This window comes from Variovorax cryoconiti (assembly GCF_051216395.1).
GTDB lineage: Bacteria > Pseudomonadota > Gammaproteobacteria > Burkholderiales > Burkholderiaceae_C > Variovorax.
The window spans coordinates 579378-605388 of record NZ_JBPJZI010000002.1 but is presented as its reverse complement, the minus strand read 5'-3'; the positions used below and the strand labels follow the sequence as shown (position 1 = coordinate 605388).

At 67.4% G+C, this 26011-nt stretch carries 27 protein-coding genes, 2 tRNA genes and 1 pseudogene; 12 read left to right on the top strand and 18 right to left on the bottom strand.

What is annotated here, in order from left to right; genetic code table 11:
• The first annotated feature begins 2 nt into the window (after positions 1–2).
• The gene (locus ACSFA2_RS07575; protein ID WP_435454693.1) at positions 3–794 is read left to right on the top strand and encodes a BPSS1780 family membrane protein; all 792 of its coding nucleotides are present in this window, start codon (positions 3–5) and stop codon (positions 792–794) included.
• 30 nt (positions 795–824) lie between these two features.
• Here ACSFA2_RS07575 and ACSFA2_RS07570 read toward each other — a convergent pair whose 3' ends face one another.
• Complete coding sequence (locus ACSFA2_RS07570; RefSeq protein ID WP_435454692.1) at positions 825–3254, bottom strand: UvrD-helicase domain-containing protein; 2430 nt, start codon at positions 3252–3254, stop codon at positions 825–827.
• Positions 3255–3298: 44 nt separating this feature from the next.
• Complete coding sequence (gene azu, locus ACSFA2_RS07565) at positions 3299–3751, bottom strand: azurin (protein ID WP_435454691.1); 453 nt, start codon at positions 3749–3751, stop codon at positions 3299–3301.
• 231 nt (positions 3752–3982) lie between these two features.
• On the opposite strand from azu, the gene ACSFA2_RS07560 reads away from it, so the two are divergent.
• Positions 3983–4639 (top strand): OmpW/AlkL family protein, encoded by a 657-nt coding sequence (locus tag ACSFA2_RS07560; RefSeq protein WP_435454690.1) that lies wholly within the window; start codon positions 3983–3985, stop codon positions 4637–4639.
• Between the two features lie 205 nt (positions 4640–4844).
• On the top strand, positions 4845–5822 hold the full coding sequence (locus ACSFA2_RS07555) for a GMP reductase (RefSeq protein WP_435454689.1): 978 nt from the start codon (positions 4845–4847) through the stop codon (positions 5820–5822).
• Between the two features lie 18 nt (positions 5823–5840).
• Here ACSFA2_RS07555 and ACSFA2_RS07550 read toward each other — a convergent pair.
• Positions 5841–6707: pseudogene (locus ACSFA2_RS07550) on the bottom strand (alpha/beta hydrolase).
• Between the two features lie 97 nt (positions 6708–6804).
• Between ACSFA2_RS07550 and ACSFA2_RS07545 the strand changes: the two are divergent.
• Positions 6805–6880 (top strand) — tRNA-Ala (locus ACSFA2_RS07545).
• Positions 6881–6937: 57 nt separating this feature from the next.
• Here the strand turns inward: ACSFA2_RS07545 and ACSFA2_RS07540 are convergent.
• Positions 6938–7657, bottom strand: a complete 720-nt coding sequence (locus ACSFA2_RS07540; protein WP_435454688.1) for an SDR family NAD(P)-dependent oxidoreductase — start codon at positions 7655–7657, stop codon at positions 6938–6940.
• Between the two features lie 103 nt (positions 7658–7760).
• Here ACSFA2_RS07540 and ACSFA2_RS07535 point away from each other — a divergent pair.
• Positions 7761–7836 (top strand) — tRNA-Lys (locus tag ACSFA2_RS07535).
• A 186-nt stretch (positions 7837–8022) separates the two neighbouring features.
• Here ACSFA2_RS07535 and ACSFA2_RS07530 read toward each other — a convergent pair.
• Together ACSFA2_RS07530 and orn are read right to left on the bottom strand one after the other, a co-directional pair.
• Positions 8023–9918: a DEAD/DEAH box helicase gene (locus ACSFA2_RS07530; protein WP_435454687.1), complete on the bottom strand. Its 1896-nt coding sequence runs from the start codon at positions 9916–9918 to the stop codon at positions 8023–8025.
• Positions 9919–10150: 232 nt separating this feature from the next.
• Positions 10151–10747 (bottom strand): oligoribonuclease, encoded by a 597-nt coding sequence (orn, locus tag ACSFA2_RS07525; protein WP_435454686.1) that lies wholly within the window; start codon positions 10745–10747, stop codon positions 10151–10153.
• A gap of 71 nt (positions 10748–10818) precedes the next feature.
• On the opposite strand from orn, the gene ACSFA2_RS07520 reads away from it, so the two are divergent.
• The 4 genes from ACSFA2_RS07520 (at position 10819) to ACSFA2_RS07505 (ending at position 14590) form a co-directional block, all read left to right on the top strand.
• Complete coding sequence (locus tag ACSFA2_RS07520; protein ID WP_435454685.1) at positions 10819–12078, top strand: M48 family metallopeptidase; 1260 nt, start codon at positions 10819–10821, stop codon at positions 12076–12078.
• Between the two features lie 18 nt (positions 12079–12096).
• Positions 12097–12444 carry a 4a-hydroxytetrahydrobiopterin dehydratase gene (locus ACSFA2_RS07515; protein WP_435454684.1) on the top strand — a complete coding sequence of 116 codons (348 nt, stop codon included), beginning with the start codon at positions 12097–12099 and terminating at the stop codon, positions 12442–12444.
• A gap of 80 nt (positions 12445–12524) precedes the next feature.
• Positions 12525–13466, top strand: a complete 942-nt coding sequence (gene rsgA / locus ACSFA2_RS07510) for a ribosome small subunit-dependent GTPase A (RefSeq protein WP_435454683.1) — start codon at positions 12525–12527, stop codon at positions 13464–13466.
• Positions 13463–14590 carry a glycosyltransferase family 4 protein gene (locus ACSFA2_RS07505; RefSeq protein ID WP_435454682.1) on the top strand — a complete coding sequence of 376 codons (1128 nt, stop codon included), beginning with the start codon at positions 13463–13465 and terminating at the stop codon, positions 14588–14590. The genes rsgA and ACSFA2_RS07505 overlap by 4 nt, the downstream gene beginning before the upstream one ends.
• Before the next feature lie 9 nt (positions 14591–14599).
• On the opposite strand, the gene hisC is transcribed toward ACSFA2_RS07505, so the two are convergent.
• The 7 genes from hisC to rpsP all read right to left on the bottom strand — a co-directional run bounded on the left by hisC (position 14600) and on the right by rpsP (position 19793).
• On the bottom strand, positions 14600–15679 hold the full coding sequence (gene hisC / locus ACSFA2_RS07500; RefSeq protein WP_435454681.1) for a histidinol-phosphate transaminase: 1080 nt from the start codon (positions 15677–15679) through the stop codon (positions 14600–14602).
• A 19-nt stretch (positions 15680–15698) separates the two neighbouring features.
• On the bottom strand, positions 15699–16700 hold the full coding sequence (locus ACSFA2_RS07495; protein ID WP_435454680.1) for a CobD/CbiB family protein: 1002 nt from the start codon (positions 16698–16700) through the stop codon (positions 15699–15701).
• A 131-nt stretch (positions 16701–16831) separates the two neighbouring features.
• On the bottom strand, positions 16832–17542 hold the full coding sequence (locus ACSFA2_RS07490; protein WP_435454679.1) for a CoA pyrophosphatase: 711 nt from the start codon (positions 17540–17542) through the stop codon (positions 16832–16834).
• A gap of 175 nt (positions 17543–17717) precedes the next feature.
• Complete coding sequence (gene rplS, locus ACSFA2_RS07485; protein WP_262072833.1) at positions 17718–18101, bottom strand: 50S ribosomal protein L19; 384 nt, start codon at positions 18099–18101, stop codon at positions 17718–17720.
• An 88-nt stretch (positions 18102–18189) separates the two neighbouring features.
• Positions 18190–18936, bottom strand: coding sequence for a tRNA (guanosine(37)-N1)-methyltransferase TrmD (gene trmD, locus ACSFA2_RS07480; RefSeq protein ID WP_435454678.1), 747 nt, complete (start codon positions 18934–18936; stop codon positions 18190–18192).
• Between the two features lie 14 nt (positions 18937–18950).
• Positions 18951–19517: a ribosome maturation factor RimM gene (rimM, locus tag ACSFA2_RS07475; protein WP_435454677.1), complete on the bottom strand. Its 567-nt coding sequence runs from the start codon at positions 19515–19517 to the stop codon at positions 18951–18953.
• Positions 19518–19529: 12 nt separating this feature from the next.
• Positions 19530–19793 (bottom strand): 30S ribosomal protein S16, encoded by a 264-nt coding sequence (gene rpsP / locus ACSFA2_RS07470; protein ID WP_262072830.1) that lies wholly within the window; start codon positions 19791–19793, stop codon positions 19530–19532.
• 215 nt (positions 19794–20008) lie between these two features.
• On the opposite strand from rpsP, the gene ACSFA2_RS07465 reads away from it, so the two are divergent.
• From ACSFA2_RS07465 to ACSFA2_RS07455, 3 genes are all read left to right on the top strand, one after another.
• Complete coding sequence (locus ACSFA2_RS07465) at positions 20009–20536, top strand: GNAT family N-acetyltransferase (protein ID WP_435454676.1); 528 nt, start codon at positions 20009–20011, stop codon at positions 20534–20536.
• A gap of 8 nt (positions 20537–20544) precedes the next feature.
• On the top strand, positions 20545–20991 hold the full coding sequence (locus ACSFA2_RS07460) for a TM2 domain-containing protein (RefSeq protein WP_435454675.1): 447 nt from the start codon (positions 20545–20547) through the stop codon (positions 20989–20991).
• Between the two features lie 75 nt (positions 20992–21066).
• Positions 21067–21558 (top strand): DoxX family protein, encoded by a 492-nt coding sequence (locus ACSFA2_RS07455; protein ID WP_435454674.1) that lies wholly within the window; start codon positions 21067–21069, stop codon positions 21556–21558.
• On the opposite strand, the gene ACSFA2_RS07450 is transcribed toward ACSFA2_RS07455, so the two are convergent.
• The 5 genes from ACSFA2_RS07450 to pcnB all read right to left on the bottom strand — a co-directional run bounded on the left by ACSFA2_RS07450 (position 21539) and on the right by pcnB (position 26003).
• Complete coding sequence (locus ACSFA2_RS07450) at positions 21539–22543, bottom strand: inorganic phosphate transporter (RefSeq protein ID WP_435454673.1); 1005 nt, start codon at positions 22541–22543, stop codon at positions 21539–21541. The two genes, ACSFA2_RS07455 and ACSFA2_RS07450, sit on opposite strands and share 20 nt — an antisense overlap.
• A gap of 13 nt (positions 22544–22556) precedes the next feature.
• On the bottom strand, positions 22557–23201 hold the full coding sequence (locus ACSFA2_RS07445) for a DUF47 domain-containing protein (RefSeq protein WP_435449468.1): 645 nt from the start codon (positions 23199–23201) through the stop codon (positions 22557–22559).
• 88 nt (positions 23202–23289) lie between these two features.
• Positions 23290–23904, bottom strand: coding sequence for a trimeric intracellular cation channel family protein (locus ACSFA2_RS07440; RefSeq protein ID WP_435454672.1), 615 nt, complete (start codon positions 23902–23904; stop codon positions 23290–23292).
• Between the two features lie 10 nt (positions 23905–23914).
• A complete protein-coding gene (folK, locus tag ACSFA2_RS07435; protein WP_435454671.1) occupies positions 23915–24370 on the bottom strand; it encodes a 2-amino-4-hydroxy-6-hydroxymethyldihydropteridine diphosphokinase in 456 nt (151 codons plus the stop codon).
• Positions 24371–24380: 10 nt separating this feature from the next.
• Positions 24381–26003 (bottom strand): polynucleotide adenylyltransferase PcnB, encoded by a 1623-nt coding sequence (gene pcnB / locus ACSFA2_RS07430; protein WP_435454670.1) that lies wholly within the window; start codon positions 26001–26003, stop codon positions 24381–24383.
• Positions 26004–26011: the final 8 nt, after the last annotated feature.

Below are 26011 nucleotides of genomic sequence, written 5' to 3'. Positions count from 1 at the left end.
CGATGAAACTGAATATCGTCCCGGCACGCACCGGTGTGCTGTGGGTTCGCACCGGCCTGCAGACCTTCGCCAAGCGGCCGCTCGCCTTCGTCTCGCTCTTCTTCTTTTTCATGGCGCTGGTGTCGATCGCATCGCAGGTGCCGCTGGTCGGCACCGCGATTGCGCTGATGCTGCTGCCGACCATGACGCTCGGGCTGATGGCCGCCAGTGCCGAGGCCGCGCGGGCCGGCGCCGGCGCGAAGCCGCCCGCCGCCGCGGTGTTTTTGGCGGCGCTGCAGGCCGCGCGCACCGGCTTCCGTCCGATGCTGGTGCTCGGCGTGCTCTACGCCGTGCTCTTCATGCTCGTGATGGGCATCTCGGCGCTGGCCGACGGCGGGCAGTTCGCCAAGGTGTACCTGATGGGCGGCACGGTGAGCCGCGAGATGGCCGAGGCCGCCGACTTCCAAGCGGCCCTCTGGATCGCGATGCTGCTGTACCTGCCGCTGTCGCTCGCCTTCTGGCATGCCCCGGCACTGGTGCACTGGCACGGCGTGCCGCCGGCCAAGAGCCTGTTCTTCAGCTTCGTCGCCTGCTTCAAGAACTTCGGCGCCCTCTTCGTCTTCGGGCTGACCTGGGTCGGCGTGTTCATCGGCTCGGGCATCGTGCTGAGCCTGATCGCCACGCTGTTCGCCGCGGTCGCCGGTGAAGGTGCAGGCGCCGCGGCCGGGGCGTTGATGCTCGGTGGCGCGATGGTGATGGCCGCGATGTTCTTCACCAGCACCTGGTTCACCTTCCGCGATTCGTTCATCGACTGACGATCGCGCATCTTGCGCATCGCGTGCCCGTCAGACGGGCGTGAGTTTCGCCACCGACAGCGCCAGCCACTTCACCCCGTGGCGCGGGAAGTTGATCTGCGCGCGCGCATCGTCGCCGGTGCCTTCCAGCGCCACCACGGTGCCTTCGCCGAACTTGTTATGGAACACCTGCATGCCCGAGCGCAGGCCGTGCGAGGGCGCGGCCTTCTGGGGCGGCACCGGGGGGCTCGCGAACGACTCCTTGCCGAAGCCACCACCGCCGTAGCTGCTGCCACCACCGGCACCGCGCGAGGTCGCATAGCCGCCGCCATAGCCGAAGGCCGAGGGCGCGAAGCCCTGGTTCTTCGGCGTGAGCCACTTGAGCGCGCCTTCGGGCAGCTCGTCGTAGAAACGGCTCTTGAGGTTGTAGCGGGTCTGGCCGTGCAGCATGCGCGTCTGCGAATGGCTCATGTACAGGCGCTGGCGGGCACGGGTGATGGCGACGTACATCAAACGGCGTTCTTCCTCCAGCCCGTCGAAGTCGCTCATCGAGTTCTCGTGCGGGAACAGGCCCTCTTCCATGCCGGTGATGAACACACAGTCGAACTCCAGGCCCTTGGCCGCGTGCACCGTCATCAGTTGCACGGCGTCCTGCCCCGCCTGCGCCTGGTTGTCGCCGGATTCGAGCGCGGCGTGCGTGAGGAAGGCGGCGAGCGGGCTCAGCGTCTCGCCGGTCTCGGCGTCGGGGGCCAGCGGCTCGATGACCTCGTCCAGCACCGGCCGGTTCGGGTCCAGCCCCTGGCTCGCCGGCGATTGCCGCAGCTCGTCCACCGGGAGCGCGACGGCATCGCGGCCGAAACCTTCCTGCGTGACGAAGCTCTCGGCCGCATTCACCAGTTCTTCCAGGTTCTCGATGCGGTCGGCGCCTTCGCGGTCGGCCTTGTAGTGCTCGATGAGGCCGCTGTGGTCGAGCACCAGCTCGATGATCTCGCGCAGCGAGATGCCGACCGTCTGCTCGCGCAGCACGTCGATCTTGGCGACGAAGGCCGACAGGTTGGCCCCCGCCTTGCCGCCCACGGCGCTCACCGCGTCGTGCAGCGAATGCCCGGCCGCACGCGCCGCGTCTTGCAGCAGTTCGATGCTGCGCGCACCGATGCCGCGCGGCGGGAAGTTGACGATGCGCAGGAAGCTGGTGTCGTCGTCCTTGTTCTCCAGGAGGCGCAGGTAGGCCAGCGCATGCTTGATTTCGGCGCGCTCGAAGAAGCGCAGGCCGCCGTACACGCGGTACGGCACGGCGGCATTGAACAGCGCGGTTTCGATCACCCGGCTCTGCGCATTGCTGCGGTAGAGCACGGCCATTTCCTTGCGGTCGATGCCGTCGCGCGCGAGCTGGCGCATCTCCTCGACCATCCATTGCGCCTCGGCGAAGTCGCTGGTGGCCTCGTACACGCGCACCGGCTCGCCGGGGCCCTGTTCGGTGCGAAGGTTCTTGCCCAGGCGCTTGGTGTTGTGGCCGATCAGCGCGTTGGCCGAGTCGAGGATGTTGCTGAAGCTGCGGTAGTTCTGCTCGAGCTTGATCTGCTGGCGCACATCGAACTCGCGCACGAAGTCGGCCATGTTGCCCACGCGCGCACCACGGAAGGCGTAGATGCTCTGGTCGTCATCGCCCACCGCGATCACGCTGCTGTCGCCCGGCAGGAAGCGGCCGTCGACCGTCTGGCCCGACAGCATCTTGATCCATGCGTACTGCAGGCGGTTGGTGTCCTGGAATTCGTCGATCAAGATGTGGCGAAAGCGCCGCTGGTAGTGCTCGCGCACCGGGTCGTTGTCGCGCAGCAGTTCGTAGCTGCGCAACATCAGCTCACCGAAGTCGACCACGCCTTCGCGTTGGCACTGTTCTTCGTAGAGCTGGTAGAGCTCGACCTTCTTGCGGTCGTCCTCGCTGTGCACCTCGACGTCGCGCGGGCGCCGACCGTCTTCCTTGGCCCCGGCGATGAACCACTGTGTCTGCTTGGCAGGAAAGCGTTCGTCGTCGACGTTGAACTGCTTCATCAGCCGCTTGATGGCCGAGAGTTGGTCCTGCGTGTCGAGGATCTGGAAGGTCGACGGCAGGTTGGCCAGCTTCCAGTGCGCACGCAGCAGGCGGTTGCACAGCCCGTGGAAGGTGCCGATCCACATGCCGCGCACATTGACCGGCAGCATCGAGGTCAGCCGCGTCATCATCTCCTTCGCCGCCTTGTTGGTGAAGGTCACGGCGAGGATGCCGCCGGGCGACACCTGCCCGGTCTGCATCAGCCAGGCGATGCGGGTGGTGAGCACCCGCGTCTTGCCGGAACCGGCCCCGGCGAGGATCAGCGCGTTGCCCGCGGGCAGCGTGACCGCCGCGAGCTGCTCGGGGTTGAGGTTGGTGAGCAGGGGCGAGGCGGCCGCTGGAAAGGAGGGAACGCCGGCGGAGGCGTCGTGCGAGCCGAAAAGGGACATCCCGGCATTGTAGGAAGCCGGGGTCCGCGCGGCGCCGATGGTGCTTATTTCACCAGCTTCAAGGTGCCCTTCATGATCGCCGAGTGACCGGGGAAGGAACAGAAGTAGGTGTAGCTCTCGGCCGCGCCGAGCTTGGCCACCGCGAAGGTCACGCTGTCGCTTTCGCCACCGCCGACGATCTTTGTGTGCGCCACAACGCGCGCATCGCCGGCCTTCACGTAGTTCTGCGGCAGGCCGGCGGCGATGCCGTCGGTCGCCACGGCCTGCACGTCGGCCGTCTTGGCCAGCACCCAGTTGTGGCCCATGGCCTGCTTCGGTAGCTTGCCGGCGTGCTTGAGCTTGACGGTGAAGTCCTTGCACGTCTTGCTCACCTCGATGGTGGCCTTGTTGAACTGCATGGCGTCGTTGCCTTCGATCTCGACAGTGCAGTCGGCGGCGAAGACGGAAGACGAGGCAAGTGCCAGAACGGCGATGGCAGCGAGACGATGGCGAAGCATGGGGAATATCTCCAGAACAGTGAAGCCGCGCGGAAGCGCTGCGGTGCCTGCAGTGTGGAAGGCCGGTGCGGCACCGGCACTGACCTGCATCAAGGCGCGCGCGACACGTTGCAGCTTTGAAACACCGCGTCAGGAAACGTTGCCGTGGATCAAGGACGCATTTCCCGGACGTGCAGACACTGGCTCCCGGCTTCCGACCCCACGTGTCGGTCACAACTGGAGTTCCTAGACATGAAGACGAACCTTGCCCGCGCCCTCGTTGCCACCACCCTGCTCGGCACGCTGTACGCCGTTCCTGCGCTGGCGCAGGAAGCCCAGGGCAACTGGCTGGTGCGCGCGCGCGCCGTGCGCCTCGACCCCGCCAACAAGTCGGACGCCATCGGCGCACTGGCCGTGCCGGAGGATGCGATCACGATCAACAGCAAGACGATCCCCGAAGTCGACATCACTTACTTCTTCACGCCGAACATCGCGGCCGAGCTGGTGCTGACCGTGCCGCAGAAGCAGCGCGTGACGGTCGAGCAGAGCGCCCTCGGCGGCCCGGTGGACATCGGCACCTTCAAGCACCTGCCGCCGACGCTGACGCTGCAGTACCACTTTCTGCCCGAGGGCACGTTCCGCCCGTACGTCGGTGCCGGCTTCAACTACACGCGCATCAGCTCGACCAACCTGAACGTGCCGACCGTCGGCCGTCTGGACCTCGACCACAACAGCTTCGGCCTGGCCGTGGGCGCGGGTTTCGACATCAAGGTCGCCAAGAACGTGTTCCTGAACTTCGACGTGAAGAAGGTGCAGATCCGCACCGACGTGCGCCTGAATGGCAACAAGCTGTCGACGGTCAAGGTCGACCCGCTGCTGATCGGCGTCGGCATCGGCTACCGTTTCTGAACGGGCGGACCGGTTCGCGAATAAGGTCTATACGAAAGTCATCACGTACGCGAGCCGGCACCCCCCTAGAATCAATCACCGGGCCCAAGTTTCTTGTCGCCCGGTTTTTTTGCGTCTGCAGGATGCGAATCGACCGGGCCGAGACCAAGCGCCCACGCCGCCGGAAATCGGTCCGCGGTGCACCTTCACAGGAGCTTGGTTTCTCATGCAGATCTTCGATTACGACAACATCCTGCTGCTGCCGCGCAAATGCCGCGTGGAAAGCCGTTCGGAATGCGACGCGAGCGTCACGCTCGGCGGCCGCAGCTTCCGCCTCCCGGTCGTGCCGGCCAACATGAAGACGGTGGTCGACGAGACCATCAGCCTCTGGCTGGCGCAGAACGGCTATTTCTATGTGATGCACCGCTTCGATCTCGACAACGTCAAGTTCGTGAGGCACATGCACGCCAAGGGCACGTTCGCCTCGATCTCGCTGGGCGTGAAGCAGGCGGACTACGACACGGTCGACCAGTTGGCCGCGGCCGGCCTGGCGCCGGAATACATCACCATCGACATCGCGCACGGCCATGCCGACACGGTGAAGAACATGATCGCCTACCTCAAGGACAAGCTGCCCAAAAGCTTCGTGATCGCGGGCAACGTGGGCACGCCCGAGGCCATCATCGACCTGGAGAACTGGGGCGCCGACGCGACCAAGGTCGGCATCGGCCCGGGCAAGGTGTGCATCACCAAGCTCAAGACCGGCTTCGGCACGGGTGGCTGGCAGCTGAGCGCGCTCAAGTGGTGTGCACGGGTGGCGACCAAGCCGATCATTGCCGACGGCGGCATCCGCGACCATGGCGACATCGCCAAGAGCATCCGATTCGGCGCGTCGATGGTGATGATCGGTTCGCTGTTCGCGGGCCATGAAGAGTCGCCCGGCAAGACGGTCGAGGTCGACGGCGTGCTCTTCAAGGAGTACTACGGCTCGGCCAGCGACTTCAACAAGGGCGAGTACAAGCACGTCGAAGGCAAGCGCATCCTCGAGCCGATCAAGGGCAAGCTGGCCGACACGCTGATCGAGATGGAGCAGGACGTGCAGAGCTCCATCAGCTACGCCGGCGGCAAGGCGCTGATGGACATTCGCAAGGTCAACTACGTGACGCTCGGTGGCGCCAACGAGGGTGAACACCTGCTGATGTAGCGCCTGTGCACTGCCGCGTCAGGCCTCCAGCAGGGCCAAGGCGTGGCGGTGCAGCGCACGGGCCGGGTCGGCCAGCGCCTCGACGATGCTGAAGTGGTTGAGGCCCGGCAGCAGCTCGCACACCGGCACCACCTTGCGCCCCCATGCCTTGCGGATCCCGGCATTCTGGGCATGGAAGGCCTCGCTCTCGTCGGCGCCGGCCACGCTGTAGAGCGTGCCGCGCTTCGGTGCCGACCACAGTGCCGGGCTGGCGCGCCGCGCGTCATGCTCGGTCAGTCGCAGCGAGTCGGCCAGGAAAGGCACATGCCGGATCTCCCGCAGGTCGTGCAGGCCCGAGATCGACAACGCGCTGCGTACCAGCCCGGCGGGCAAGTCCGGCGCCACCGCCTGCCAGTCGCAGGCCAGCAGCATCGCCGCCAGGTGCCCACCCGCCGAATGGCCCGCCACGGTGATGCGTGAGGGGTCGCCGCCGTGCGCGGCGACATGGCGCCAGGTCCACGCCAGGGCCCGCACCATCTGTAGCGCGATCGCGGGGATGGTCACCGGGGCGGTCTCGGTGCCGGGGCACAGCGCATAGTTGGGCAGCACGACGCAGGCGCCGCGCGCAACGAAGGGCGGTGCCACGAAGGAATGATCGCTCTTGTCGAGCGAGCGCCACCAGCCGCCGTGGATGAAGAAGAGCACCGGCGCATCCGACGAAGCGCCGGGGAAGATGTCGAGAGTCTCACCGGTTGCATCGCCATAGCGGACATCGAGCACGCCGGGCGTGGCGGCGCGCGCCTACGCCGAGTCGCGCGTCCAGCGCGCGAGGTGCTCGCCGCTTTCAGGCACGCGGGCGCGATTGTTGTACATGCGCTCGAGCCAAGCGGGGTCATAGGTCGTCATGAATTCGAACTCCTTCACGGTCGAGGATAGCGCCGCGCCCTTCAACGTTCAGCGGCCCCGGCCCCCGGTGGGATCTGGGTAGAATTCGCCCTGCGTTGGGGGGGTAGCTCAGCTGGGAGAGCGCCGCGTTCGCAATGCGGAGGTCGTGAGTTCGATCCTCATCCTCTCCACCAACTCGATCCCAAAAGCCTCGGCGTCCGCGCCGAGGCTTTTTTCGTGGTGCGCCGCCCTCAGGCGTCGAGGGCGAGATGCTGGCCGTGCAACGCCTGGGCGGCGGGAGATGCCAGGAAGGCCACCGTCTGCGCCGCGACATCGGTCGACACCCAGTCCGCCGGATTCGCATCCGGCATGGCCTGCCGGTTGGCAGGCGTGTCGAGCACGCTGGGCGCGATGCTGTTGACCCGGATGCCATGCGGCGACAGCTCGGCCGCCATCGCCTCGACCAAGCGCTGCAGCGCACTCTTGGACGCAATGTACGCGGACATCGAGGCCAACCCATGCCCCGCGATCTTGGCCGTGACAGCGATCACGCTGCCACCCTGGCGCTCGATCATCGACGGCACGAAAGCCTGCGCCACCGCGACGAACGACCAGGCATTGAGGTTCATCATGCGGTCCCAACCGGCGCGATCGAGCGTGTGCACGGATGCGCCCATCTCGAAACCACCGGCCACGTGCACGACGGTGTCGACGTGCTGGAAGGCTTGAAGGATCTGGCCGGCGGCGGCCTGCATGCCGGTGTCGGATGTCACGTCCGCCGCGATCAGCAGATGGCGCGAGTTGTCGAGTCCCGGAAAGGCATCGACCAGTTGGCGCTCGCTGTGACCGATGAGCGCCAACCGGACGCCGTCGCTCATGAAACGCTGAACCACGGCACGCCCGAGCGCGCCGGCAGCGCCGGTGATCACAACGTGCGACGGTTCGGAGGCAGAAGGAAGAGAGGTGGCCATTGTTGGATTTTTGACGGGGGGGAGCCGCGCATCCTACGACAGCCCGATTTCTATGGCTATAATCGCAGTCTTGCCTGATGACAGCGATGTCGATGTCAGTCAGGGGCTCTTAGCTCAGTTGGTAGAGCAGCGGACTCTTAATCCGTAGGTCGAGTGTTCGAGTCACTCAGGGCCCACCACCAACACCCGCGCAAGCGTTGAAAAGCCTGCTACCTCACGGTAGCAGGCTTTTTTCATGGCAAGGCTCGCGCCTCGCACGCCCTCCCCCGGAAAGACAAAAGGCCCGCCTTCGTGACGAAGGCGGGCCTTTTGTTTTTACCGATCACTCAAGCCGGCCATCAAACCGGCGCAAGGCCGGTGATCACTCAGCGGCTGGGCTTGAACGCGCGCTTCGCTGCATCGCGCGGCACGAACACCTTGCCGCCGCCGGCTGCGCCACGCGGACCGCCGAAGCCTTCGTTGCGCGGGGAGAAGCTCTCGCCACGCGGCGCGAAGCCTTCGCTACGACCCGGGCCACCGGCACCACGCGGTGCGCTGTCGCCCCAGCCCGGCTTGCGGCCGAAACCGCCGCCGCCTTCGTCACGGCCGCCGCCGAAACCGGCGTTGTGGCCTTGGTGCGGGCGGGCACCGGGTGCCGCACCGCGCGGACCGCGGTCGTTGAAGTTGCTGGCACCGGCATAGCCGCCGCCGTTGCCACCGCGCGGACCGGCACCGCCGCCGCCGAACTTGCGCTCGCCACCACGCGAATGGGTGTCGCGGCCAGCGCCGCCGAAGTTGCCTTGCGGACGCGATTGCGGCATGCGTTGCTGGGGTTCCAGGCCAGGAATGGTCTCGGCCTTGAACTGCTGATGGCTGTAATGCTCGATGTCCATGATCTTGCGGCGATCGCGGAACTCGGCAAAGGTCACGGCGATGCCGTCGCGGCCGGCACGGCCGGTGCGACCGATGCGGTGCGTGTAGTCCTCGGCCTTCATCGGCAGGCCGTAGTTGAAGACGTGGGTGATGGTCGGCACGTCGATGCCGCGGGCGGCGACGTCGGTGGCCACCAGGATCTGCACCTGGCCCTGGCGCAGTGCCATCAGGCGGCGGTTGCGCAGGCCCTGGCTCAGGGCACCGTGCAGCGCGACGGCGCTGAAGCCGTCCTGCTGCAGGTCGTTCGCGAGGCCGTCGCATTCGACTTGCGTGCTGGCGAACACGATGGCCTGGTTGATCGTGGTGTCGCGCAACCAGTGGTCGAGCATCTTGCGCTTGTGCTGGGTGTTGTCGGCCCAGAACAGCACTTGCTTGATGTTCGCGTGCTTTTCTTGCGGCGAGTCGATCTGGATCTTTTGCGGCTGGCGCATCACGCGCGTCGCGAGCTGCTGGATGCGCGGCGCGAAGGTCGCGCTGAACATCATCGTCTGCTTGCGCTCGATGGTGAGCTGGTTGACTTCGGCCAGGTCGTCGGCAAAGCCGAGGTCCAGCATGCGGTCGGCTTCGTCGACCACGAGGAAGCGCACCTGGTCGAGCTTGATCTGCATCGAGCGTTGCAGGTCGAGCAGGCGGCCCGGCGTGGCGACCACGAGGTTGGCGTTCTGCAGCTTGGCAATCTGCAGCTGGTAAGGCATGCCGCCCACCACGCTGGCCACGCGCAGGCCGCGGCAATGCTTGACCAGGTCGATGGCGTCGTGCGCGACCTGCTGGGCGAGTTCGCGCGTCGGGCACAGGATCAGGGCGCCGGGCGTGGCGGCCTTGAAGTTGCGGTTGCTGGTCGGGTCCTTGCGCTTGGCCTTCTTGGGCGGTGCTTCGCCGCGGGCGATGGCTTCGGCAGCCAGGCGGTCGGCCTCGGCCTTGAGCGCCGCAGCGGCTTCAGCTTCTTGCGCGAGCAGCGTGTGCAGCACGGGCAGCAGGAAGGCGGCGGTCTTGCCGCTGCCGGTCTGGCTGGACACCAGCAGGTCGATGAAGCGGGCGTTGCCTTCGTCGGAGCTGGTCATCGCCAGGGGGATGACTTTTTCCTGGACGGAGGTCGGTTGCTCGAAGCCGAGGTCGGACACGGCGGCGACCAGCTCGGGCGCCAGGCCCAGCAGGACGAAGCCGTTGGGCTTCTTCGGGGCTTCGACTTCAGGCGCGACGTCGTCGGCCAGGTCGAGCACGACGATGTCGTCGGCGCCGGAGGATTCGGAATCGGAAAGCGAAACAGCAGCGGATTCACCGGCCACGGCGAATTCGTCGGATTGCACAGGCGCGAAATCGCCCTGCGCTTGGAGGTAAGCGTCGGTCATAGAGATAGCTCATACGCGAGCGCTGCCGTAAGCGGCGCCCCGTCGGGTGGTTAAAAACATCAACCATCCAACGACATTCAGCAAGAGCCTTGACCCCGATGCACCACGGTGTACCGGAGGTCTGCCTTGGCTGCGGCCCGTTCATCGGGCGCGGTGTGCAAGATAGGGAGATGCGAGAAACGCTGCACTGTGCAGCGAAGCCCGAGATTATGACACGGGCTCGGGTTTTTACCTAATCCTCAAGGCGAAGGAAGGTTTGGCGGTAGTGCGCCAGCTCGTCGATGGATTCGTGTACATCGGCCAGCGCCGTGTGGGCCTGCTGCTTCTTGAACGCGTTGTAGGCGGCCGGCTTCCAGCGCTTGGCCAGCTCCTTCAGCGTGCTCACGTCGAGGTTGCGATAGTGGAAGTAGGCCTCGAGCTTGGGCATGTACTTGACCAGGAAGCGGCGGTCCTGGCCGATGGTGTTGCCGCACATCGGCGAGCCCTGTTTGGGGATGTAGCGCCCGATGAACTCGATCAGCTGCTTCTCGGCCTCGGCCTCGTCCACGGTCGACGCCTTCACCTTGTCGATCAGGCCGCTGCGGCCGTGCGTGCCCTTGTTCCAGCTGTCCATAACGTCGAGCACGGCGTCGCTCTGGTGAATCACGAAGACCGGGCCTTCGATGCGCACCGACAGGTCGGAGCTGGTCACCACGACGGCGATCTCCAGCAGGTGTTCTTTTTCCGGGTCCAGGCCACTCATCTCGCAGTCGAGCCAGACCAGGTTCTGGTCGCTTTTCTTCAGCACGGGGGTGGGGGCGGCGGGGGTCGATTCGGCGATTTCAGGCATCGGGCGATTGTCGTCGAAGGTGCCCCTGCACCGAGCGGGCCCGCCGACGCGGGGGCTAAACTCGGCCCGCCATGTCCGATGCACTCACCTTCACCTATGCGTTCGCCGCCGCCCTGCTCGCCGGCCTGGCGGTGAGGTTCTGGCTGGCCTCGCGCCAGATCCGCCACGTGGCGCGCCACCGCGACACGGTGCCCGCCGCCTTCGCCCAGACCATGACGCTGGACGCGCACCAGAAGGCGGCCGATTACACGATCGCCAAGAGCCGCTTCGGCCTGGTGGAGATGGCCTGGAGTGCGGCCGTCCTGCTGGCGTGGACGCTGCTCGGCGGCCTCGACATCCTCAACAAGGTGCTGCTTGCCTGGCTGGGCGGCGGCATGCTGCAGCAACTGGCGCTGCTGGCGGCCTTCGCGCTGGTCGGCGGCCTGCTCGACCTGCCCTTCACGCTGTGGCAGACCTTTCGCCTGGAAGAGCGCTTCGGCTTCAACAAGATGACCCTTCGGCTGTGGCTGGCCGACGCCGTGAAGGGCACGCTGCTTGGCGCGCTCATCGGCCTGCCGATCGCGGCACTCATCCTCTGGCTGATGGGCGCCGCAGGCAACCTGTGGTGGCTGTGGGCGTGGGCCGTGTGGATGGGCTTCAACCTGCTGCTGATGCTGGTCTACCCCACGTTCATCGCCCCGCTCTTCAACAAGTTCAGGCCGCTCGACGATGCCAGTCTGCAGGCCCGCGTGACGGCGCTGATGCAGCGCTGCGGCTTCGCGGCCAAGGGCCTGTTCGTGATGGATGGCAGCCGCCGCAGCGCGCATGCCAACGCCTACTTCACCGGCTTCGGCGCCAGCAAGCGCGTGGTGTTCTACGACACCTTGCTGCGCCAACTCAACGCCGGCGAAGTCGAGGCGGTGCTGGCCCACGAGCTGGGGCATTTCAAGCGCCGCCACATCGTCAAGCGCATGGCGGCGATGTTCGCCCTGAGCCTGGCCGGCTTCGCGCTGCTCGGCTGGGTGTCGGGCCAGTCGTGGTTCTATGCCGGCCTGGGCGTGCAGCCCAACATGGGCGCGCCCAACGACGCGCTGGCACTGCTGCTCTTCATGCTCGCCGTGCCGGTCTTCACTTTCTTCGTGGCCCCGCTGCCGGCCTGGCTCTCTCGCAAGCACGAGTTCGAGGCCGACGCCTATGCCGTGGCGCAGACCAGCGGCACCGACCTGGCCGCCGCGCTGCTCAAGCTCTACCAGGACAACGCGTCGACGCTCACGCCCGACCCGCTGTTTGTCCAGTTCTATTACTCGCACCCGCCTGCCTCCGAGCGCCTTGCGCGCATGGCCGCGGCCTGACCTCCGGAGATCGTATTCATGCCCAGCACCAGCATGCTCAGCTTCAAGGATTGGAAGTCCACACCGCGGCGCGCCCTGAGCGCGACCGAGATCGTGAGCGCCCTCGCCCGCCTCGACGGATGGAAGCTCACCGGCAACGATGCCGATGTCGCCATCGAGAAGACCTACGCCTTCGCGAACTATTTCGAGACCATCGCCTTCGTGAACGCGCTGGCGATGGTGGCGCACCGCTTCGACCACCACCCCGACCTGTCGGTGCACTACAACCGCTGCGTGGTGCGCTTCAACACGCACGACGTGTCCGGCATCTCGCAGACCGACCTCGACTGCGCGGCGCAGGCCGACGCGTTGCTGGCGGCGGCATGAGCGCAGCGCCGGGCCGCCCCAAGCAAGCGCGCACCGCAGTGCGAAGCACGAAGGTTTTCCAATGACCGGAGACCGCGCGCTTGGCTAAGCAACGCGGCGCCGCAGCCGAAGCGGCACTGCGCGATGGCCTGGTCGTCGCGAGCCATGGCCGCCATTGCCTGGTCGAGACGCCCGAGGGCGAGCGCCTGATCTGCCACCCGCGCGGCAAGAAGAGCCAGGCCGTCGTCGGCGACCACGTGCGCTGGCAGGCCAGTGAGGACGAAGGCACGATCGAGCAGGTGGTCGAACGCAAGAACCTGTTCTACCGGCAGGACGAGATCCGCACCAAGTCCTTCGCAGCCAACCTCGACCAGGTGCTGATCCTCATCGCGGCCGAGCCCGAGTTCTCGGAACACCAGCTGGCGCGCGCACTGATCGCGGCCGAGGCCGAGCGCATCACGCCCATCATCGCGCTGAACAAGAGCGACCTGGTCGTGCCCTTCGAGCGCGCCTGGGCCCGGCTGGCACCGTACCGCCGCATGCACCAGGGCGTGCTGCCGCTGTCGCTCAACGCCTCCGCCGAGGTCGACCGTGCGACGCTCCTGAAGCTGCTCGACGGCAAGACGACGCTCGTCCTCGGCCCCTCGGGCGCGGGCAAGAGCACGCTCACCAACCTGCTGGTGCCGGGCGCGTCGGCCCTGACCAACGAGATTTCCTACGCGCTCAATTCCGGCAAGCACACGACCACCAGCACCACGCTGTACTGGGTCGACGCCGAACGCCGAACGGCACTCATCGATTCGCCCGGTTTCCAGGAATTTGGTCTCAACCACATCGAGCCGATGCAGCTCGCACGGCTGATGCCCGACATCGCCGAGCATGCGAACGACTGCAAGTTCTACAACTGCACGCACCTGCACGAGCCGGGCTGCGGCGTGATCGCGCAGGTCGATTCCGCCACCCACGCCGGCGCCATCAACGCCACGCGCTACCGCATCTACGGCGAGCTCTTCGCCGAACTGAGCCAGCGACGCTTCCCATGAAGGTCCTGCTCTATTCGCACGCCTTCCATCCCTCGCTCGGCGGCGTGGAGACGGTGTCGATGGCGCTGGCGCAAGGCTTCGTCGCCAACGGTGTCGCGTGCCGGGTGGTGACGCAGTCCGAGGCGGGCGGCGGCGTTGCACCGGACGTCGGGTTCGAGGTGATTCGCCGTCCGGGCCGGGCCGAAGCCCGCGCGCTGGTGCGATGGGCCGACGTGGTGCTGTTCAACGGCGCCAGCCTCGCGCTGCAGCCCTGGGTGCTGCTGCAGCGCAAGCCCTTCGTCTGGGTGCACGTGGGCTACCAGGCGGCCTGCATCGACGGGCTGGGCTGGGTCGACAACGCACCGGCACCGATGACGCCGCTGGCATCGGTGCGCTTCCATGCACGCCGCAGCGGCTGGGGCTTCGCGCTGCGCGAAGGCCTCAAGCTGGCCCTGCGGCGCGCCGTCGCGGAACTGGCCGTGCATCGGAACGTCGCGATCACACGCTGGATGGACACGGCGCTGCCGCTGCCGCGTCAGGTCCAGATCTACAACCCCTTCCCCATCGCGCAGTTCTCCGGCGCCGACCGGCCGGACCCCGCCTTCGAGTTCTTCTACATGGGCCGCATGGTCCAGGAGAAGGGCGTGGACGTGCTGGTCCGTGCCTTTGCCGAGGTGCTGCGGCGGCACGGCCCCGGCCCGCGCCTGCTGCTGATCGGCGATGGCGGTGCGCGCCCCGACGTCGAGCGGATCATCGCGGAACACGGGATCGGCGACGCGGTGGTCTTCGCCGGCAAGCAGTCCGGCCCGGCGCTGGTCGACTGGGTCGGCCGTGGTGGCATCGGCGTGCTGCCCTCGGTCTGGTACGAACCCATGGGTGGCGTGGCGATCGAGCTCATGGCCGCGGGCAAATGCCTGATCGTGTCCGCGCAGGGCGGTCTGGCCGAATGCGTCGGCGAGGCCGGCCTGGTCTTCCCGAACGGTGACGCGATGGCGCTGGCCGACCGCATGCTGGAACTGCTGAACAACCCGGCCCGCCGCCACGCGCTGGCCGCGTTGGCGCGCGAACGTGCGCCTCAGTTCCTGCCGGAACGCTTCGTGGCGCAATACATCGCGCTGCTGCAGGACGTGATCGCCCGCCGCTGAGAGTCGGGCTCAGCCGACCACGGCAGCCAATGCATCGACCAACGCACTGCACTGGGCCCGCGTGCCGATGCTGATGCGCAGGTACTGATCGATGCGCGGCTGGCGAAAGTGCCGCACCAGCACGGCTCGTTCGCGCAATGCCGCCGCCAGCGCGGCCGCGTCGTGCGCAGGGTGCCGCACGAACACGAAGTTGGCATGCGACGGCTGCACCTCGAAGCCGAGGTCCTCCAGTTGCAGCACCAGGCCTTCTCGCGTGTCGACGATCGCGTCGCGCGTCTGCTGGAACCAGGCCTCGTCCTCCAGCGCCGCCACGGCACCGGCACTCGCCAGGCGATCGATCGGATAAGAGTTGAAGCTGTTCTTGACCCGCGTCAGCGCGTCGATCAGCGGCGCCTGGCCGCAGGCAAAGCCCACGCGCAGGCCGGCGAGCGAGCGCGACTTCGACAGCGTCTGCACCACCAGCAGGTTCGGATAGCGATCGATCAGCGACACCGCGCTCTGCGCCCCGAAGTCGACATAGGCCTCGTCCACCAGCACCACGCGCGCCGGACAGGCAGCCAGCAGGCGTTCGATGTCGGCCAGCGGCAGCGACCGTCCGGTCGGGGCGTTGGGGTTGGCGATCACGAGGCCGCCGCAACCCTGCGCGGCCCGTGCCGCCATCGCATCGACATCGATGCTCAAGGCGTCGTCGACCGGCTGCAGCGCGCAGTCGATGCCGTAGAGCTGCGCATAGACGCGGTAGAAGCTGTACGTCACGTCGGCAAACAGCAGCGGCTCGGCCTGCTGGAAGAAGGCGAAGAAGGCGTGTGCCAGCACTTCGTCGGAACCATTGCCGGCAAAGACCTGGTCAAGGGTCAGGCCGTGGTACGCCGCCACCGCCTCGCGCAGCGCCACCGACTCGGGGTCGGGGTAGCGCTCCAGGCCGTTCGCCGCCGCGGCCTGCACCGCGTCGAGCACGCGCGGCGACGGTGAATACGGGTTCTCGTTGGTGTTGAGCTTGATCAGCCCCTCGATGCGCGGCTGCTCGCCGGGCACGTAGGGCTCGAGCGCGCCGATGCGCGGGCTCCAGAACGTCGGGATGGGGGCCATCGGCAGGGCGCGACGTCGGTCAGCCCAGCAGGCGCGCGAGCGTCAGCAGGGCCAGCAGCACCATCCACATCACGACCGATCGCCACACCAGGCCGACCACGCTGCGCAGATGGCCCAGGTCGGGCTCCCGGCCTCCGGTGCTGCCGGTGTCGATGACCGGGTCGGTCCAGCCGGTATCGACCACTTGCGCGCTCGCCAGCGGGTCGGTCGGCGCCATGGGCCGCAGGCCACCGCCGCCGAGCCGCACGTTCACGGCGCCGGAGGTGGCTGCGAGGATCACGCCGTCGTTCGGCTCGGGGAAGCGGCGGGCATCGTTGCGCCAGCTGTCGATGGCGTCCTCGAAGCTGCCGACCACCGCGAAGCCCAGTGCCGTGATGCGCGCCGGCAGCCAGTCTGCGGCCAACCAGGCGCGTCGTGCCGCCTGCTGCACCCACACGCTGGAGGGCTGCACGATGGCGCCATCCTTGTGCGCCCAGTAGCGTGCGACGAATTCGCTCATGCGGTAGAACACCGCGCCGGCCGGGCCCAGCCCGAAGGCGGCCAGCACGGAGAACCAGGCCAGCACGCCGAACACATGCCGGTGTGCCGCGATGACGGAATGCTCGATCACGTGGCGAACGATCTCGCTGCGCGGCAGGTTCGCCGCGTCCACATGCTGCCAGTGTGCGAGCAGCGAGCGCGCCAGCGGCTCGTCGCCCTCTTCCAGCGCATCGCGGATGCCGGTGAAGTGGTGACTGAATTGTCGGAAGCCCAGCGTGACATAGAGCATCGCAACGCTCCACAGCACGGCGAAGGGCAGCCCGAGCGTGAGCACCAGCAGCCAGTGCACGCCCAGCGACAGCAGGGTCGGCACGAACACGGCGAGCGCCCAGGCCACCCAGCCATGGTGCGATTGGCCGGCGTCGAAGTTGCGGCTGGTCCAGCGCGTCCAGGCCAGCACGCCCCCATAGACCGGGTTGTGGGTTGCGAGCGGGCGCACCTGCTCGATCAGCAACGCGCACAGGATGGCAAAGAAGCTCATCGGTCGATGATAGCGAGTGGTCGGCCGAGACCGGGGCACCCGCGGAACTGGCTTTGCCAGGCCGCTGGGTGCGCCCCCTCGAGGGGGCGGCGGCGACACGCAGTGCGCCGCTTCGGGGGAGGGGCTTTACTTCAGGCGGACAGGAAGCGGTAGAGGTTGCGCAGCATGCCGGCCGTCGCACCCCAGACGAAACGCTCCTGAGGCCCGTCCTGGTAGGGCATGGAGAACCACTGCCGCGCATTCAGGCCTTCGCCCACCATGGCATGGCGCCGATGGTTCGCCGGGTCCATGAGGTGCGCCAGCGGCACCTCGAAGGCATCGGCCACCTCCGACGGGCTGAGGCTCAGGTGGAAGCCCGGCCGCACCAGCGCGATAACAGGCGTGACGATGAAGGAAGTGACCGTGGTGTAGGTCGGCAGGCTGCCCAGCACCTCGATGTAGTCGGCCGACAGGCCCACCTCTTCCCACGCTTCACGCAGCGCAGCGGCGGTGATGTTGGCGTCCTCGGGGTCGACGCGCCCGCCCGGGAAAGCGACCTGGCCCGAGTGCGTCGACATCTGCGTTGCACGCTCGGTCAGCAGCACCGTGGGCACGTCGCGCTGCACGATGGGCACCAGCACGGCGGCCTGGGCCGGTGCGCGGTCACCGATGCGCGGCTCACGGCGCAGCTCCGGCGTCCAGGCGGGCGGCGTCGCGAAACGGGCACGCAGGGCACGCGCCGTCAACTGCGAGGCCGGCACCGCGGGAAGGTCGCTGTCGACACGCACCACCGGCACTTCGCGCGGATCGAAGGCCGCCAGAGAGACGGCGTTGATGGGTTCGATCGGGGCGACGGCTTCCATGGTGGCGGGAATGGGATTCAAAGGAACGAACGGAGTTTCGACAGGTACAACGCGAGAGGTGGCTCAAAGGTACACGACACGCCCGCATGCGCATCACCGAGGCATGCAAGCACCGCGCCAAAATGCAAAAAGCCGCCCGGATCGGCGGCTTTTTGCGAAGCATGGAAGACGCAGCTTACTGAGCGGCGGCAGCCTTCATGCGCTTGCCCGGCAGCTTTTCCTTGATGCGTGCCGAACGGCCGCTGCGCTCACGCAGGTAGTACAGCTTGGCGCGGCGGACGTCGCCACGGCGCTTGACTTCGATGGCGGCGATCAGCGGGCTGTAGGTCTGGAACGTGCGTTCCACGCCTTCGCCGCTGGAGATCTTGCGCACCGTGAAGCCGCTGTTGAGGCCGCGATTGCGCTTGGCGATCACGACGCCTTCGTAGGCCTGCACGCGCTTGCGGCTGCCTTCGACGACGTTCACGCTGACGATGACCGTGTCACCGGGCATGAAATCAGGGATGGTCTTGCCGAGCCGGGCGATTTCTTCCTGCTCGAGGGTCTGGATGAGGTTCATGATTTCCTGGATTCGATCGTGACCGCGCTGCACTAAAGGCGTCGTCTCTTGGATGACGCGGCCGGCCAGAGGATCGGGGAGCCAAAGATTATAGCTTTTTTTTCAACGCCAGCTCATCGGCCTTGGTGAGCTGGCCCGCTGCACGCGCCGCTTCCACCAACTCCGGCCGTCGTGCCGCGGAGATCGCCAGGCGCTGGTCGCGCCGCCAGCGTTCGATCTGCGCATGGTGGCCGGACATCAGCGGAGCCGGCACGGCCAAGCCGTTCCAGACTTCAGGACGGGTGTAGTGCGGGCAATCCAGCAGCCCGTCGAGCGCGGGATTGAAGCTGTCCTGCACATGGCTGGCCTCGTCGCCCAGCACGCCGGGTTGCAGTCGCGCGACCGCGTCGAGCAGCGCCATGGCCGCAATCTCGCCGCCCGACAGCACGAAGTCGCCAAGGCTGATCTGGTGCGTCACGCGCGCATCGATGAAGCGCTGGTCGACGCCCTCGTAGCGACCGCAGACCAGCACGGCGCCCTCCCCAGCCGCCCAGGTTTCGACCGCTGCGTGGCGCAGCGTGTCGCCGATCGGCGAGAACAGCACCACCGGGGCTGGCGCACCGCGCGCAGCGAGGGCGGCGTCGAGGCAGGCCGACAGCGGCTCGGCCAGCATCACCATGCCCGGCCCACCGCCGAACGGGCGGTCGTCGACACGTTTGTAGTTGCCTTCCGCAAAGTCGCGCGGATTCCAGAACACGAGCTCGACCTGCCTGGACTCGTAGGCGCGACGCGTCACGCCGCTGGTGAGCAGCGGCGCAAACAATTCGGGGAACAGCGTGAGAACGTCGAAGCGCATGGCGACGCCGGCGCTCAGTAGTCGGGCTGCCAGTCGACCGTGATGAGACGGCCCGCCAGGTCGACCTGGTCGACGAAGGCCGAGACGAAGGGCAGCATGCGCTCGATCGGCTTGCCGTCTTCTTCTGCGCTCAGCACCAGCGTGGTCTGCGGGCCGGTGGCCAGCAGTTCGCGCACGGTGCCCAGAACGATGCCTTCGCGATTGACCACCGACAGGCCGATCAGGTCGACCCAGTAGTACTCGTCGTCGCCCGCCGTGGGAAAGCTCGAACGCGGCACGAAGACGCGCGCGCCGCGCAGGGCCTCGGCGGCCGTGCGGTCAGGCACGTCGTCCGATGTCGCGACGACGCAGTTGGAATGTTCCTTGGCCTCGCGGATCGCGAGCCGGAAGGCGCCGGGCGCTCGAGCTGCTGCCACGGGGCCGGAAGGCTGGATGAACCAGCGCTTCGAAGAGAAGAGCGCCTCGGGTTGGGCGCTGTGGGGCAGGACCTTGAACCAGCCCTTGATGCCCCAGGCGTCGGCGATGCGCCCCACCTCGATCGCATCCGCCGGCAATTCGGCGGCTTCGAGCGTGGGCAGCATCCCGGGCCGAGCTTAGGCCGCCGCCTTGGGGGCAGCAGCAGCGGCTTGCTTGATCAGGCGGATGACCGTCGGCGAGGCTTGCGCACCGACGCTCTTCCAATAGGTCAGGCGATCCTGCGCGATGCGGATGCTTTCTTCGTTTTCCTTGGCGGTCGGGTTGTAGAAACCCAGACGCTCGATGAAGCGGCCATCGCGACGAACGCGCTTGTCCGACACGACGATGTTGAAGAACGGACGACCTTTGGAGCCGCCGCGGGAGAGTCGAATGACGACCATGATTTATCCTTCGGGTGGTGCAGCAAACCCGCAAGGTTCGCCCACAAGAGTTCTTCCAGCGTCGAGACACGCGACATGGCCACCCGGCCAGCGACACGCTGAAAAGCCTGCGATTATAGCCCGCGCCCGGTTTTTGGCTCCAGAATCGTGTCGAGCGTGCATCCACGCACGCTTTCACTGTCTTTTCCCCGCACCCGCCACGAGCATCCGCCGCCATGCATCCCCTCACCATCCGCCCCAGCCGCGACGACGACGTCGCCGCCATCGCCGCCATCTATGCGCACCATGTGCGCAACGGCACCGGCACCTTCGAGACCGAGCCGCCGAGCGCGGACGACATGGCCACGCGCCGTGCCGACGTGCTGGCCAAACAGCTCCCTTACCTGGTGGCTGAGCGCGATGGCCAGGTCCTCGGCTTCGCCTACTGCAACTGGTTCAAGCCACGGCCGGCGTACCGCTTCTCCGCCGAGGATTCGATCTACCTGGCCGACGCCGCGCGCGGCCAGGGCGTGGGCAGCCAGCTGCTGGCCGCCCTGTCGCAAGCCGCCGAAGCAGCGGGGGTGCGCAAGCTCATCGCGGTGATCGGCGACTCGGCCAACGCCGGGTCGGTCGGCGTGCACCGGGCCCAGGGCTTCGCGCATGTCGGCGTGCTCAAGGACTGCGGCTGGAAGTTCGGCCAATGGCGCGACGTGGTGCTGATGGAAAAGTCGCTGGGCGCCGGCAGCACCACGGCGCCTGAATGAAGCACCGCGTGAAGAACAAGACCCTGGCCGCCTGGCTCGCCTTCGTCGGCGGACCGCTCGGCCTGCACCGCTTCTACCTGCACGGCCTGGGCGACATGCTCGGCTGGCTGCTGCCCATTCCGACCGCCCTGGGCCTCTACGGCGTCGAACGCGCGCGCCTGTACGGGCTGGACGACGGCCTGAGCTGGGCGCTCATCCCCTTGCTGGGTTTCACCATCGCCGGCTGCGCGCTGACGGCCATCGTCTACGGCCTGACGACGGCAGAAAAATGGAACGCGCGATTCAATGCGGCCGCGCCGGCCGATGCGCCTTCCGGCCAGACCGGGTGGATCACCATCGGCGCGGTGGTCGTCTCGCTGCTCATCGGCAGCACGGTGCTGATGGCCAGCATCGCCTTCAGCTTCCAGCGCTATTTCGAGCATCAGGTGGAAGAGGGTCGGAAGATCTCGCAGTAACGAACGCCCTTGACGGCTATCAAGGCAGCGCGCTCTACCCACACCTAGCATCGGGCAAACCCTCAAGGAAAGCGCATGAAACTTCTGTACGCCAGCGACTTCAAGATCAAGCTGGAAAACTTCGACCTCACCCGCAGCGAGAACATCCTGCGCATCATCTGCGGCGCCTTCATGTTCCCGCATGCCCTCGGCAAGTTCGCCGCGCTCGGCACCTTGTCTGCCGGCACCGTGGGCTTCTTCGCCAAGGCCGGGTTCCAGCCGCCCGAGTTCTGGGTCTGGCTGGCGGCGTTCATGGAAGTGGCCACCGGCGTCGGGCTGGTGTTGGGCATCTGCACCCGCTATGCCGCCCTCGGTGCCGCCGGCGCCCTGGCCGTGGCGGTCTATGCGCTGCAGATGGTCAAGGGCTTCGGCTGGACCTGGAACACCGGCGGCTACGAATACCCGGTGTTCTGGGGCATCACCTGCCTGGCCGTCGCGATCTGGGAATTCCGACGTGTCTACGGCGACAGCACCTTCAAGGCGCGCGCCTCGATCGGCGACCAGCCCGTCAGAACACCTGCAGGCTGACCCAGTACGCAAAAGCCGCGACGAAGGCCGACGCAGGGATCGTGAAGATCCACGCCCACACGATGTTCCCTGCCACGCCCCAGCGCACTGCGCTCGCGCGCTGCACCGAGCCGACGCCGACGATGGCGCCGGTGATGGTGTGCGTGGTCGACACCGGGATGCCCAGCGCCGTCGCCAGGAACAGCGTCAGCGCCCCGCCGGTCTCGGCACAGAAGCCGCCCACGGGCTTCAATTTGGTGATCTTCTGACCCATCGTCTTCACGATGCGCCAGCCGCCGAACATGGTGCCCAGGGCGATCGCGGTGTAGCAGCTGACGATGGTCCAGGTCGGCGGTGCGTCGGCGCCCGAATGGCCGGTGGCGATCAGCAGCATCCAGATGATGCCGATGGTCTTCTGCGCATCGTTGCCGCCGTGGCCCAGGCTGTACGCACCGGCCGACACCAGCTGCAGCCGCCGGAACCAGCGGTCCACCCGCGAGGGCGTGGCGCGCCGGAACACCCAGGCCACCAGCACCATCATGGCCGAGCCGAGCGCGAAGCCCAGCAGCGGCGACACGAAGATGAAGGCGATCGTCTTCCAGATGCCGGCCGCCACCAGCGCGCTCGCGCCGGCCTTGGCAATCACCGCACCGACGATGCCGCCGATGAGCGCATGCGACGAACTGCTGGGGATGCCGTAGTACCAGGTGACCAGGTTCCAGGTGATCGCACCGATCAGCGCACCGAAGACCACGTGCACGTCGACGATGCCCGGATGCACGATGCCCTTGCCCACGGTCGCCGCCACGCTGAGGTGGAAGACGAAGATCGCGATGAGGTTGAAGAAGGCCGCGAAGGCCACCGCCTGGGCCGGCTTGAGCACGCCGGTCGACACCACGGTGGCGATCGAGTTCGCCGCATCGTGGAAGCCGTTCATGAAGTCGAACGCGATCGCCAGCAGCACCAGCAGCACGACGACCCACAGGCCTACCTGAACCGTTGCCATGCAGCCCCGCGACTCAGGAGTTCTCGAGGACGATGCCCTCGATCACGTTGGCGACGTCCTCGCACTTGTCGGTGATGGTCTCGAGCAGCTCGTAGATGGCCTTGAGCTTGATGACCTCGCGCACGTCGGGCTCCTCGCGGAACAGCTTGCTCATGGCGCTGCGCATCACGCGGTCGGCGTCGGATTCGAGCCGGTCGATCTCCTCGCAGGTCTTGAGCGTCGCCTCGGCCACGGCCGGGTCCGCGATCTTGCCGAGGTACTTGACGGCGTCCTTCAGGCGGTCGCAGCACTTCACGCTCAGCGCGGTGAGGCGGACGATCTCTTCGGTCATGTGGCGCACGTCGTACAGCGCCATCGTCTCCGCCGAGTCCTGGATCAGGTCGGCCACGTCGTCCATCGTATTGATGAGCTTGTGGATCTGCTCGCGGTCGATCGGCGTGATGAAGGTCTTGTGGATCAGCCGGTTGACGTCGTGCGTCACGCGGTCGGCCGCGCGCTCGGCGTTGTCGACGTCGCGGTTGTACTGTTCGCGCAGGTGCAGGTCGTTGTAGTTGGCGACCAGGTTCTCGAAAGCACGCGCCGCTTCGACGATGCGTTCGGCGTGCTGGTTGAACATCTCAAAAAAATTGCCCTCTCGGGGCAGCAGCTTGCCGAACATGACGTTGGCTCCTTATTCGATGCGTGTGTCGTCGTGATGACGATTTCGTGACAGCCGGGAGTGTAAGGGCGCGAGCCGCGCCACCCGCTCAGCCGGGGAGCTGCAGGGTCGGCAGGTTCCAGCGGGCGTAGATACCGCCCAGGCGCAGGCCGGCGATGACCGCGAAGCCGATGTAGAAAGCGGGTCGGCGCGCCATGCCGCAGCGCTGCAGCAGCAGGTAGAGCGCAATGCCGCCGATGGCGGCCGAGCCGTAGATGTCGCCCGACAGCAGCAGCGGCACGCGGTTGGTCAGCACATCGCGCAGCACGCCCCCGGCCGCGCCGGTCATGGTGCCGGTCAACACCACGATGAGCGGCGACAGGCGGGCCGCTTCGGCGATCTGCGCGCCGGTGATGGCGAAGAGCGCGAGCCCGAGCGCGTCGGCCAGCAACAGCGCGATGCCGGGCGGGGGAAAGTAGTGGACGTAAATCACCGTGGCCACCGCGCTCGAGAGGATGACCTGCAGGTAACGCGTATCGCGGATCCAGAAGATCGGATGCCGCCCCAGCAGCAGGTCGCGCAGCGTGCCGCCGCCGATGGCGGTGACGGCCGCGATCACGACCACGCCCAGCAGATCGAGGCCCGCGCGGCCGGCGGCGAGCACGCCGCTGACCGCGAACACGGCCACGCCGATCAGGTCGAGGACGTAGAGCAGCGGCGGCACCGGTGGCGCCTCACAGCCGCTCGATGGCCTGGTGGGCCACGGCCGCGAGTTGCTGCGCCGACACCAATTCGGGCGCAATTTCCGACAGTGGCACCAGCACGAAGGCGCGCTGGTTCATGCGCGGATGCGGCAGGGTGAGCCGGGGCGTTGCCAGCACCGTGTCGCCGTGGCGCAGCAGGTCCAGGTCGAGGGTGCGGGGCGCATGGTGGTACGGGCGCTCGCGCCCGGCGTGCTGCTCCAGGCGCTGCAGCGCGTCGAGCAGAGCCTCGGGCGCCAGGCCCGTGTCGATGGCCACCACCGCGTTGATGAAGTCGGGCCCGCTCGCCTCGAAAGGCGCCGTGCGGTAGAGCGAAGAACGCGCCGTGACCCGCGTGCGCGGAATCATGTCGATCTGCTTCATCGCGATGCGCACGGTCGCCGGCGCATCACCCAGGTTGGCGCCGAGCGCCACGAACGCCACGGTCATGGCCGCAACGTCAGGCGGCCCCGCCTTCACCCGCGCCACCCGCGCCGCCGCCGGTACGCGGCTTGCGGCGCCGCCGGCGCTTGCGCGGTGCCTCGCCGTCGGGCGGCACCGCACCGGCGGTCTCGCCGGCGTCATCTGTCTCGTCACGCTCGGGCTCATCGCGGTCCGACCCGACGGCAGCGGGCGCCTCCGTGCGATCCGTGCGTGGGGCCGGCTTGGCGCGCACGCGGGTGCGGGTCGGCGCCTTCTGTTCTTCGCGGACCTGGTCGAGCAGGTCCTGCCGGCGCAGGTCGTCGGCGGTGCTGAATTCCTGCCACCACTCGGCGATGGCCTCGCTCACCTCGCCCACGTCGGCGCGCAGCCGCATGAAGTCGAAGGCCGCACGGAAGCGCGCCTGCTCGACCAGGCTGTAGGGCGTGGCACCGACGCGCTTGTCGAAGCGCGGCTGCATCATCCAGATCTCGCGCATGTCGCCGCCGAGCTTGCCGCGGCCCGACACGTCGCCGATGCGGGTGTTGAAGACGTCGTCGATCGCATCCTGCAGCGCCGGGAAGGCCGGCTGGCCGCGCTGGCCGTGGCGCCCTTCGAGGCGCTGCGCCCAGCCGTCGCGCACGTCGGCCCACAGCACGCAGGCCAGCAGGAAGCTCGGCGCCACCGGCTTGCCTTCGCCGACGCGGCGGTCGGTGTCCATCAGGGCGGCCTTCACGAAGGGCTGCTCCGCGCGCTCCACCACCACGTCGAGCAGCGGGTAGATGCCGGTCGCCAGGCCCAGCTTGCGCAGCTGGGCGATGGTGGCCACGGCGTGGCCGGTCTGCAGCAGCTTGAGCATTTCGTCGAACAGGCGGCTCTGCGGCACGTCGGCCAGCAGCTTGCTCGATGCGATGAGCGGCGCGGCGGTCTTGGGCTCGATCTCGAAGCCCAGGGCGGCCAGCTTGGCCGAGAAGCGGATCGCGCGGATGATGCGCACCGGGTCTTCGCGGTAGCGGGTGATCGGGTCGCCGATCATGCGCAGCACCAGCTTCTTGGCGTCCTTGATGCCGTTGTGATAGTCCACCACGATGCCGCTGGCCGGGTCGTAGTACATGGCGTTCACGGTGAAGTCGCGGCGCGCCGCGTCTTCTTCCTGCGGGCCCCAGACGTTGTCGCGCAGCACGCGGCCGCTCGAATCGACGGCGTGGGTCATGCCCGCGAGCTCGCCCTTGCTGGTGCGCTCATTGCCCTTGACCTGCTCGGCCGCCGCGTTGTCCATGTAGGCGCGGAAGGTCGAGACCTCGATGACTTCGTGCTCGCGGCCGCGGCCGTACACCACGTGCACGATGCGAAAGCGCCGGCCGATGATGAAGGCACGGCGGAACAGGCTTTTCACCTGCTCCGGCGTGGCGTTGGTCGCCACGTCGAAGTCCTTCGGCCGCAGGCCCAGCAGCAGGTCGCGCACCGCGCCGCCCACGACGTAGGCCTCGTAGCCGGCGTCCTGCAGGGTCGTCACCACGTTCTTGGCGCGTTCGTCGACCAGATTGGCGTCGATGCCGTGCACGCTGGCCGGGACTTCCTGGCGCTTGCCGAAGCGCGTCTTGGCGCTGGCACTGGCTCCACCCGATTTGCCGAGCAGTTTGTCGATGAATGTCTTGATCATTGGAGAAA

Coding starts and splice junctions, on each gene's coding strand:
- ACSFA2_RS07575 (WP_435454693.1), top strand. CDS start 3: ATGAAACTGAATATCGTCCCGGCACGCACCGGTGTGCTGTGGGTTCGC.
- ACSFA2_RS07570 (WP_435454692.1), bottom strand. CDS start 3,254: ATGTCCCTTTTCGGCTCGCACGACGCCTCCGCCGGCGTTCCCTCCTTT.
- azu (WP_435454691.1), bottom strand. CDS start 3,751: ATGCTTCGCCATCGTCTCGCTGCCATCGCCGTTCTGGCACTTGCCTCG.
- ACSFA2_RS07560 (WP_435454690.1), top strand. CDS start 3,983: ATGAAGACGAACCTTGCCCGCGCCCTCGTTGCCACCACCCTGCTCGGC.
- ACSFA2_RS07555 (WP_435454689.1), top strand. CDS start 4,845: ATGCAGATCTTCGATTACGACAACATCCTGCTGCTGCCGCGCAAATGC.
- ACSFA2_RS07540 (WP_435454688.1), bottom strand. CDS start 7,657: ATGGCCACCTCTCTTCCTTCTGCCTCCGAACCGTCGCACGTTGTGATC.
- ACSFA2_RS07530 (WP_435454687.1), bottom strand. CDS start 9,918: ATGACCGACGCTTACCTCCAAGCGCAGGGCGATTTCGCGCCTGTGCAA.
- orn (WP_435454686.1), bottom strand. CDS start 10,747: ATGCCTGAAATCGCCGAATCGACCCCCGCCGCCCCCACCCCCGTGCTG.
- ACSFA2_RS07520 (WP_435454685.1), top strand. CDS start 10,819: ATGTCCGATGCACTCACCTTCACCTATGCGTTCGCCGCCGCCCTGCTC.
- ACSFA2_RS07515 (WP_435454684.1), top strand. CDS start 12,097: ATGCCCAGCACCAGCATGCTCAGCTTCAAGGATTGGAAGTCCACACCG.
- ACSFA2_RS07505 (WP_435454682.1), top strand. CDS start 13,463: ATGAAGGTCCTGCTCTATTCGCACGCCTTCCATCCCTCGCTCGGCGGC.
- hisC (WP_435454681.1), bottom strand. CDS start 15,679: ATGGCCCCCATCCCGACGTTCTGGAGCCCGCGCATCGGCGCGCTCGAG.
- ACSFA2_RS07495 (WP_435454680.1), bottom strand. CDS start 16,700: ATGAGCTTCTTTGCCATCCTGTGCGCGTTGCTGATCGAGCAGGTGCGC.
- ACSFA2_RS07490 (WP_435454679.1), bottom strand. CDS start 17,542: ATGGAAGCCGTCGCCCCGATCGAACCCATCAACGCCGTCTCTCTGGCG.
- rplS (WP_262072833.1), bottom strand. CDS start 18,101: ATGAACCTCATCCAGACCCTCGAGCAGGAAGAAATCGCCCGGCTCGGC.
- trmD (WP_435454678.1), bottom strand. CDS start 18,936: ATGCGCTTCGACGTTCTCACGCTGTTCCCCGAATTGTTTGCGCCGCTG.
- rimM (WP_435454677.1), bottom strand. CDS start 19,517: ATGCTGCCCACGCTCGAAGCCGCCGAATTGCCGGCGGATGCGATCGAG.
- rpsP (WP_262072830.1), bottom strand. CDS start 19,793: ATGGTCGTCATTCGACTCTCCCGCGGCGGCTCCAAAGGTCGTCCGTTC.
- ACSFA2_RS07465 (WP_435454676.1), top strand. CDS start 20,009: ATGCATCCCCTCACCATCCGCCCCAGCCGCGACGACGACGTCGCCGCC.
- ACSFA2_RS07455 (WP_435454674.1), top strand. CDS start 21,067: ATGAAACTTCTGTACGCCAGCGACTTCAAGATCAAGCTGGAAAACTTC.
- ACSFA2_RS07450 (WP_435454673.1), bottom strand. CDS start 22,543: ATGGCAACGGTTCAGGTAGGCCTGTGGGTCGTCGTGCTGCTGGTGCTG.
- ACSFA2_RS07445 (WP_435449468.1), bottom strand. CDS start 23,201: ATGTTCGGCAAGCTGCTGCCCCGAGAGGGCAATTTTTTTGAGATGTTC.
- folK (WP_435454671.1), bottom strand. CDS start 24,370: ATGACCGTGGCGTTCGTGGCGCTCGGCGCCAACCTGGGTGATGCGCCG.
- pcnB (WP_435454670.1), bottom strand. CDS start 26,003: ATGATCAAGACATTCATCGACAAACTGCTCGGCAAATCGGGTGGAGCC.